Annotated in this window: 11 protein-coding genes; 4 read left to right on the forward strand and 7 right to left on the reverse strand. The window is 65.2% G+C overall.

Features of this window, described 5'->3' with window-relative positions:
• The 3 genes from G4G93_RS35125 to G4G93_RS35135 form a co-directional block, all read right to left on the reverse strand.
• A partial coding sequence (locus tag G4G93_RS35125) for a hypothetical protein (protein ID WP_165091918.1) occupies window positions 1–631 on the reverse strand: 631 nt, incomplete at its 3' end.
• A gap of 97 nt (window positions 632–728) precedes the next feature.
• Window positions 729–1,457 (reverse strand): hypothetical protein, encoded by a 729-nt coding sequence (locus tag G4G93_RS35130; RefSeq protein WP_165091919.1) that lies wholly within the window; start codon window positions 1,455–1,457, stop codon window positions 729–731.
• Between the two features lie 486 nt (window positions 1,458–1,943).
• Window positions 1,944–2,450, reverse strand: coding sequence for a hypothetical protein (locus G4G93_RS35135; protein ID WP_165091920.1), 507 nt, complete (start codon window positions 2,448–2,450; stop codon window positions 1,944–1,946).
• A 455-nt stretch (window positions 2,451–2,905) separates the two neighbouring features.
• On the opposite strand from G4G93_RS35135, the gene G4G93_RS35140 reads away from it, so the two are divergent.
• Both G4G93_RS35140 and G4G93_RS35145 read left to right on the forward strand, forming a co-directional pair.
• A complete protein-coding gene (locus G4G93_RS35140; protein ID WP_165091922.1) occupies window positions 2,906–3,103 on the forward strand; it encodes a hypothetical protein in 198 nt (65 codons plus the stop codon).
• Window positions 3,103–3,276: an XRE family transcriptional regulator gene (locus G4G93_RS35145; RefSeq protein WP_165091924.1), complete on the forward strand. Its 174-nt coding sequence runs from the start codon at window positions 3,103–3,105 to the stop codon at window positions 3,274–3,276. The genes G4G93_RS35140 and G4G93_RS35145 overlap by 1 nt, the downstream gene beginning before the upstream one ends.
• A 156-nt stretch (window positions 3,277–3,432) precedes the next feature.
• Here the strand turns inward: G4G93_RS35145 and G4G93_RS35150 are convergent, their stop codons facing one another.
• A complete protein-coding gene (locus tag G4G93_RS35150) occupies window positions 3,433–4,233 on the reverse strand; it encodes a Bro-N domain-containing protein (RefSeq protein WP_165091926.1) in 801 nt (266 codons plus the stop codon).
• 309 nt (window positions 4,234–4,542) lie between these two features.
• Window positions 4,543–5,505 (reverse strand): tyrosine-type recombinase/integrase, encoded by a 963-nt coding sequence (locus G4G93_RS35155; RefSeq protein WP_165091927.1) that lies wholly within the window; start codon window positions 5,503–5,505, stop codon window positions 4,543–4,545.
• 582 nt (window positions 5,506–6,087) lie between these two features.
• On the opposite strand from G4G93_RS35155, the gene G4G93_RS35160 reads away from it, so the two are divergent.
• Both G4G93_RS35160 and G4G93_RS35165 read left to right on the forward strand, forming a co-directional pair.
• Window positions 6,088–6,411 carry a hypothetical protein gene (locus tag G4G93_RS35160; RefSeq protein ID WP_165091929.1) on the forward strand — a complete coding sequence of 108 codons (324 nt, stop codon included), beginning with the start codon at window positions 6,088–6,090 and terminating at the stop codon, window positions 6,409–6,411.
• 42 nt (window positions 6,412–6,453) lie between these two features.
• Window positions 6,454–6,654, forward strand: coding sequence for a hypothetical protein (locus tag G4G93_RS35165; RefSeq protein WP_165091931.1), 201 nt, complete (start codon window positions 6,454–6,456; stop codon window positions 6,652–6,654).
• A gap of 1 nt (window position 6,655) precedes the next feature.
• On the opposite strand, the gene G4G93_RS35170 is transcribed toward G4G93_RS35165, so the two are convergent.
• A complete protein-coding gene (locus G4G93_RS35170; RefSeq protein WP_165091933.1) occupies window positions 6,656–6,838 on the reverse strand; it encodes a hypothetical protein in 183 nt (60 codons plus the stop codon).
• Between the two features lie 57 nt (window positions 6,839–6,895).
• The coding region (locus G4G93_RS35175) for a hypothetical protein (RefSeq protein ID WP_165091935.1) at window positions 6,896–7,481 on the reverse strand (586 nt) is incomplete at its 5' end.

Genomic DNA, 7,481 nt, shown 5'->3' on the forward strand with positions numbered 1-7,481 from the left:
GCGCGACGCTTCCGAGGACCGCCCTGACGGCGGCGTCGCCCAGGGCACCGACATGAACCAGCGCGTGGACGGTCACCACCCACTGCGGACCCTGCGCGCTCTCCGGCTCGTACCCGAGTTCGCGGTACTGCCTCCGCTTGTCGGTCCCGAGGGACGGGTAGTCCTCCGCCTCGAACAGATCCAGTTCGAGCGCACCGGCCAATCCGAATGCGCGCCAGCCGAGCCGATCAGCCCCCGGGGTCCTGCGCCGGTAGTCGATCCCATTGCCGAGCACCCGCCGGATGCCCTTGAGCGTGCCGAAGGCGGCATCCGGATGCGGCACGAACCCGACGACCAGGGTCGCCATCCGATACGCGTCGGAATCGGTATCGGGGCACGCCGCCAGTAGCGTCTGGGCCAGCCTGCGGCCCCAGAATCCCGCACACGTCGGACAGACCGGTCGGCGGCACCAGTGCGACACCTCGTGGCCGTGGCCGCTGGTGAGAATCCGGCCACACGACTCGTACTTGCTCCGATGGCGAACCGCCCGCTCGTAGCCGTAAAGCCGTTCTCCTCGTCCGTTTCCGGCAAGTTCATCGACGATCTGGTTGTAGGCTTCAAGTATCCGTTGTTCTGTTTCTTTCCTCTTCATGGCTCCATCTCAGTGAAAACGCATATACATTTATCCTGAGACATATTGCATTGTCAAAATACTTCGACGCCTCCCGAATCCGGGGAATCTCGACGGTTCAGCCTGAACTGCCCGTCACCGGCAGCTTTCGAACCGACTTCTCCGAACGCCCCCGGTTCGTTGGGGGGTAAGGGGGGTTTTTCTTCTTCTCTTGCGTGGCCTGGAATCTCTTGCACCCTCCCCCCCTGCCACGCTGCCACGACGCCGGTCGGCGCGTGATCCAGGCCAGCCACGTCCGATCCACGAGGCGGACGATGTTGGGCAGATGGGGCCGTCCTGGCCGCGGGCGGTGCTCGATCACGATCAGCGCCCACGTGGCAGCGGCTCGGAGCCCGTTGCGGGCCGTGCTCTCCGACACGCCCGCCAGGGCGGCCAACTTAGCCACCGGAAGATCGCAGAAGCCCTTCGCCGCGTGCTCCTCGGCGACGACCGCCAACACGGCCAGTTCGCCATCGGTGAACCGGTCGGCGAGGTGATCCGGCATCCAACGAGCACGAGCGTGCCGCCGCCGCCGCCCGCGCGAGCGAGAACGATCAGGACGGGGCTGGACGCGCTTGGGCGGAAAGATGGAGGGTCGGCCCAGGCGACGGCCGGGATCGGCCCCAGAGGCCGCCTGTGGTCCGCGCAGGGCCGTCCGGCGAGCATGGACGATCTCGGCGAGCGCCTGCGCCTCGTCGTCGTCGAGCGCGCCTGCGTCATGCCCTTGCCAGATCGCGCCGGAAAGCTCGACGAGGCGGGCGTCAGAACGCGCGGCGTCGATCGCCTCGCGCAGGTGGTCCGTGAACATGGTGTGGCCCTTCTTCAGGGCCGCATCGGTTGAGCGGAGAGCCAGAGACCAACGGACTCGCCGCATCCGTCGAACGAAATTCGTTCGACGAATTTAGGCGAGCGCCATTGCTTCGCGCGAGGCGATGTGAGAGCCTTCGGCCTGTACGGGTGCCAAAAGCCCAATCTCTTCGACGGCCTCGCAGGCTACCACCCCTGCGAGGCCGTTGGCGTTTCAGATCATCGATACGGCGTGCGATACGCTCCGGGAATCCTTACGGACTGTTAGCCATTGCAGCACAGATCACGGGCTCGCGCGAGTGCGTGGCCGTGGATCGGGTGCGTTGAATGAGATGAGGGTTCGGATCAAGCTTACTCCACTACAGGCCAGATCAGGCCGTGGTCGGAGAAGACCCGTTTCCCGCGTCGGCCAGTAATCGGCCAGCAAACGAAATCTAACACAAGCTGACCGTGTCGGCGATATCGTTCGTCCCGAAATCCACAGGGGTCAGCCGAGAGCGCGCTGCCACCACGGTCGCGCTTTCCAGGCAGCAAGCTCGGCCCGGAGGCCATCCGCCTCGGCGCGCACGCGCTCGGTCTGCGAGCGCGCCGCATCGGCCGCGGCCGTCTGCTGGGCCCGATCGCGTTCGGCATTGGCGAGTCGGTCGGCGAGGGTCGTCAGGTCGGCCGCGGCCCGTTCGGCTCGCTCGCGCTCGCGCTCGTAGTCGGCCCGGTGCGTGGCGGCCAGGGCGGCCAGACGATCAACCTCGGCCTGTAGGGTCGCTACGTGCTGACGGAGGAGATCGGCCTCCGCCCGGTCTCCGGCCGTCCTCCGGTCGGACCGTGGCTTCATAGCTTGGTGCTGGACCTCGTCGAGGTCGATCATGACGCGGCTTTTGCCGTCGTTGCCGGTGCTACGCGGCAGCCGAAGGTGCTCGACCTTCTTTCTGGCGGCCTCGGGGCTGATCTCCCAGACGGCCGCGAGTTCCGCGTAGGTCATCTGCTTGATCGGCATGGCGCGGTCTCCGGGCGGTCTCCGGGTGCCCTCCGGACCGAAGTACGGGTTTCATGGTTTCTGAGTTCTTAACGATGAAATTCTCGTCACGAAATTCATGCCCGGAGCCCGGCTGGTCTCCGCCCGGAAACCCATATTCTTCAAGACCTTGGCGGCTGGAAGACCGCTCAAACCCCTGTTCTGAATTCGCTGAATTTTGGTCAGAAAACGGATTGACGAAATCAAAAATCCGGGTACCCTGTGGGAACCACCACGGCAGGGCTTTACAAAGAGTAGGGTCTCGGCCATAAAAATGGCCGGGCTGCGTTTCCGCAGTCCGGCCTTGGTGTTTTCGGCGGTCGCGGTCAGTGGCTCCGGGGGTGCCGGAGAACAAGCGGCCGTCGTTTCGTAGTAGGGGTACTGCGGGACATAGGCCGTCCAGGGCTTTCGAGCAATGCCACTGGATGACATCTCCCATGTCCAACACCCTGAAACCGGGCCAGACCGCACCGCGCTCCGGCCAGTACCAGATCGTCGGCCCGCGCGGCGGACAGACCCCCCACGGCGAGCGGACGGTGACGAAGGACGAGCCGATGCCGCCGACGCCTGCGGCGGGGCAGCGGTACGTGCTCGTCGATCCGACCGACAACGGCGCTGGCCGGGGGCGGCGCTGATGGGCCGCCGCGTCAGCGCACCGCTCACCGCCACCATGGCGGCGGAGATCAAGCGGCTGGCCCGGTCCACGGATCTGGCCCAGCACGAGATCGCGGCGAAGCTGCACATCAACCAGGGCCGCGTCAGCGAAGTCCTGAACGGCAAACGATTCCCCGAGATCCGGGTCGCCTGAGCCGGTAACACGGCGGCTCGCACCCCAAGGTGCGGGCCGCTTCCTCAACGCCATCCGCCGCCGGACAGAACTCGCTACCGGTCCGCCTGACCGGCACGGCCCCTCCGCTCCTCCTGGGAGGTCGGGGGAATGCCCTGACCTCGGTCTTGCTCGCGATCAGCTTGCCTTGCGGATGAGCTTGGTCGGCGTCCGCATCATCCCCGGCTTCGGCTTGTCGGGGGACGGCAGGAGCTTCTGAAGGTAGGGCAGAGCTTCCGGATCGCGGGTCTTGAGATACCCGGGCGCACGCTCGGGAATCCACACCGTGTCCAGATACTCCCGGAAGAGGGGGAGCATCGAGAACGGGTACTGCCGCGCCTCAACCTCGGCCTCCGGCGTCTTGTGCATGTAGTAGCTGAACGACGTGGAGACCGTGGGGTGGTTGGCCTTCAACCAGTCCGAGAAACACCGCCCGACGCTCACGTCCGGCCGGTTCTCCTTCCCGTCAGGTGCGAAGTCCGCCATCGTCCGTCCGGCATGTTCCAGACGGCCCCACAGGTGGATGACGAGTTCGTTCAGCACCGAGAAGTGGCCCGGATCGATCCGGTCCCAATTCTCATTGTACCGCTTGATGAACGCAGGAACGCGGCCGTGGTAGGAGCCGGTCTTCCGAATGGACGGAAGAACCTCGCTCGTAACCCACTTCCGGAACGCCTTCGCCCCTTCCTTCCGGCTCGTCAGGATCAGGCTGTAGAGCCCGGACTCGCTGATGATCGTCGCGGGCTGCCGACCGCCGGGGGTATCGATAGTGGCGACCCCCTTTTCGTCGTCGTCCAGCCGCTTCGCCGCATCGGACGGATTGCCGATCTCCAACTTCCTGCACACGTCCGTGAGCACAAACCAGGGGTCACCGCCTCGGTCGAGAACACGGAAATTCTCGCGATCCTGATCCTGAAAAACCTTCATTTCGTACTGCATTTTCTCGTCCCCAAGGGGGCGAGCAGGGGCTTGGAGAAATCTCTTGACAGGGCCGTTTCGAGGCACCATTTCAGCGTCACAGTGATATCATCCCTGCTCGCAGGGTTAAACTCAAGGCCGGTCAGGTGTTTGCCGCACCCCCGGCCTTACTCATATCCGCCGCATAGTTGCGACAGCACAAGCTTGGGGCAGATGGGTGGCCTATGGCCCCGCTTCAAGAGGTTGAACGGAACTTTTTCAACTTTCGGAAATTTCTTCGTGTCACCCTGTCCTATGTCCAGGGGACAGGTACGCACGCCCGGTCTGGACCTACAGCCCGACCTTCTTTGTAAGGCTGTGCGCCCAGAGGTCGCCGTCCTGAATGTACCGCCTGACGGTGCTCGCCGACTTGTGGCGGCTCTGGCGCATGATGACCCGCTCCTCAACCCCTTCCGCGGCGGCCGACGTGCAGAAGCCCGACCTCATCGAGTGGCCGCTGAACGCCGTGGGATCGAGCCCGGCGAGTTCGGCGCGGCTCTGGACGATCTGGGCGACCGCGCGCGTCGAGAGGCCCGTCCCGACCCGGCCGTGCCGATCGACAGAGCGGTAGGCGCGGCCCGCCGAGATCCCGGCAGCCGCCACCCACGCCTCGAACGCCGCCGCCGGGCAGAACGCACTGCCGGTGCGCCCGACCGGCACGAATTCTCCCTGACCTTCTTGATCGCCCTTGCTGCGGGCGAGGCGGAGCTTCAGCCCCTGCGGCAGCACCGCCACGTCGGCCAGATCGAGGGCGCAGAGTTCGGCCCGGCGAAGTGCGCCGCCGAAGCCCGTCAGCAGCAGGCTGCGGTCGCGCAGGTCGATCAGGCGGCCCCCGCTACAGGTGGCGAGCACCTGCTTCAGGATCGGCGTCGTCAGTGCCTCGGCGTGGCGCTGGGCCGTGCCCTTGGCACGGCGAATCCCCTGCCACGTATCCCGCACCGCCGGGTGCCGTAGATCCATCACGTAACCTGCCGCTCGATGCGCAACGGCGATGGCGCTCATGCGTCTGCCCAGCGTGGCGGTGGCGAGCCGATCGGCGAACGCGGTGATGTACGCCGCCACCGTGTACGGCTCGGCCGGGAGCGACGCGAGGCCGACCGCAGCGCACCAGTCCGTGAAGTGAGCGAGATCCGCGGAATACGCCCGGCGCGTCGCTGCCGACCGCGATCCCTCGGCGAAGGCTCTGGCGCGCTCCGCGAGCGCAGCGAGATCTTCCGGGTGAGCGAGCACGCCGCCGGAGGTGGCGACGAGCACGTCGCCGCGACGCGGACCGGCCACCACGAGCCCGCGCCCGGCCGGGGCGTCGGGAACCGCATCGGCAGGCGCGACGGCGGGATCGACCCGGGTCCGAGCAGCCCGACGCCGGGCCGGACGCCGCTCGGGGTCGCACCGGACCACCCCCTCCCGATCGACGGTCCACACGGCCATTCGCGTCCTCTGGTTTCCGATACACTTTCATTATCGGAAGTCAGAACCGAGGTCAACGACATATGGAAAACCGTACTTCCCATATGTCGAAAGGCAGGCCGGTCGAAGAGTGTTGCGATAGGTCTCTGGCAGCGTGAGATATCGCAAACCGAGCCAACCTCCGACCAGATCAGGCGCGCGACTTAAATCAACACTTAATCGACATATCGCAAGAAGCGTCCGGCCCGCCGAAATGTGAGGTACGTCAACGAGCATGTTCCGTATGGCAACACCCCCGGCGACGAGGCCGGTCCGATCCCTGAGACAAATCTCAACTCGGTATCGACATATCGCAAAACCCTGCTAGAAGGAGTGACGTGCCATAAGTCACACCCCATGCGACATGTGGGAAAAGCGGAGATCGAGACCATGAGCCAGACCCTGATCGCCGGGCTCAAAGCGACTGCCACCGAGCTACAAACGGCCGGAAAGGCGATGACCAGCGCGGCCGAACGCCTCGAACTCCTGGCCGCCGCCTTGGAGAAGGAAATCGCGTCGCCGGTCGCCGGGGACGCCGGGCCCGTCTACAAAAAGCCGAACGGCAGGCTGACCGAGGCCGGGGCTGCCGCCGTCGATGCGGGTCTGGCGGCAGGGATGACGCTCACAGCAATCGCCAAGAACCTCGACGTACATATCTCAGCCATCTCCAAGCGGAAGAAGGCCAAGGACAAGCTGGGCGAAAAATCTTCTTGACTAGACTGAGGGTTTCTCTCTACGCCTCGATGTAAATACCGGATGCGCTACTACGAGATCATCGAGACGGCGGCGACCCGCCGTCCCCGCCCCCCGGCAGGCACCAAGCCGCCCCTCACGCCCGAGCAGGCCCGCCGAGCGGCCGAGCGCCGGAACGACGCGCAGCGGAAGCTACGCGACGAGAACTTGCGGCACTCGGCCAAGGTTGGCGACATCCAGGCCAAGTTAAGCCAGAGCCCGTGATCTACAGACCCCGAACGAACTCAGCGTCGTCGCGCCACGAACATCCGACGAGAACGAGCCAGACGAGCGGGGTGATCTGAACCTGACGAACGATGTACCCGTCGCGGGTCTTCGCGTTCAGGGCAATGACGAGGGCGGGCAGGTCGCCAGGAGCGACCGTCTTACTAACAAAAAACTTGTCCATGAAATTCTTCACCTTCTACTATTATAGTATATACAGTTTCTCTGAATGAATTGTCGATCAAAACACGATCGGCATCGGCTCAAGGAACGAGGAGATCAACTCCTTGTTCTTTTTCTTCGTCTTCGTGTCCCGAACTGGTCGGATCAGGAGCTTGAACGCCTGTCGGCCGTGGCTGCACCGCATGGCGGCGGCGACGTACTGCTTCACGGCCTCCTGGGGCCACGGCCTCCGCTCGTCGCCCGCGAGCGAGGTCTCAATCGAGACCTTCGAGGCGTAGCCGATCACGGCCTCGGCGTTCTCGACGAGCGCCTTGTCCTCGTGGAGATCCTGAAGATGAACCACGGGCGCGACGCTTCCGAGGACCGCCCTGACGGCGGCGTCGCCCAGGGCACCGACATGAACCAGCGCGTGGACGGTCACCACCCACTGCGGACCCTGCGCGCTCTCCGGCTCGTACCCGAGTTCGCGGTACTGCCTCCGCTTGTCGGTCCCGAGGGACGGGTAGTCCTCCGCCTCGAACAGATCCAGTTCGAGCGCACCGGCCAATCCGAATGCGCGCCAGCCGAGCCGATCAGCCCCCGGGGTCCTGCGCCGGTAGTCGATCCCATTGCCGAGCACCCGCCGGATGCCCTTGAGCGTGCCG

This window comes from Methylobacterium sp. DB0501 (assembly GCF_011043735.1).
Lineage (GTDB): Bacteria > Pseudomonadota > Alphaproteobacteria > Rhizobiales > Beijerinckiaceae > Methylobacterium > Methylobacterium alsaeris.

Bases quoted from the DNA above. Each gene is read 5' to 3' on its own strand.
- G4G93_RS35130 (WP_165091919.1), bottom strand. From the start codon at position 1,457: ATGTTCACGGACCACCTGCGCGAGGCGATCGACGCCGCGCGTTCTGAC.
- G4G93_RS35135 (WP_165091920.1), bottom strand. From the start codon at position 2,450: ATGCCGATCAAGCAGATGACCTACGCGGAACTCGCGGCCGTCTGGGAG.
- G4G93_RS35140 (WP_165091922.1), top strand. From the start codon at position 2,906: ATGTCCAACACCCTGAAACCGGGCCAGACCGCACCGCGCTCCGGCCAG.
- G4G93_RS35145 (WP_165091924.1), top strand. From the start codon at position 3,103: ATGGGCCGCCGCGTCAGCGCACCGCTCACCGCCACCATGGCGGCGGAG.
- G4G93_RS35150 (WP_165091926.1), bottom strand. From the start codon at position 4,233: ATGCAGTACGAAATGAAGGTTTTTCAGGATCAGGATCGCGAGAATTTC.
- G4G93_RS35160 (WP_165091929.1), top strand. From the start codon at position 6,088: ATGAGCCAGACCCTGATCGCCGGGCTCAAAGCGACTGCCACCGAGCTA.
- G4G93_RS35165 (WP_165091931.1), top strand. From the start codon at position 6,454: ATGCGCTACTACGAGATCATCGAGACGGCGGCGACCCGCCGTCCCCGC.
- G4G93_RS35170 (WP_165091933.1), bottom strand. From the start codon at position 6,838: ATGGACAAGTTTTTTGTTAGTAAGACGGTCGCTCCTGGCGACCTGCCC.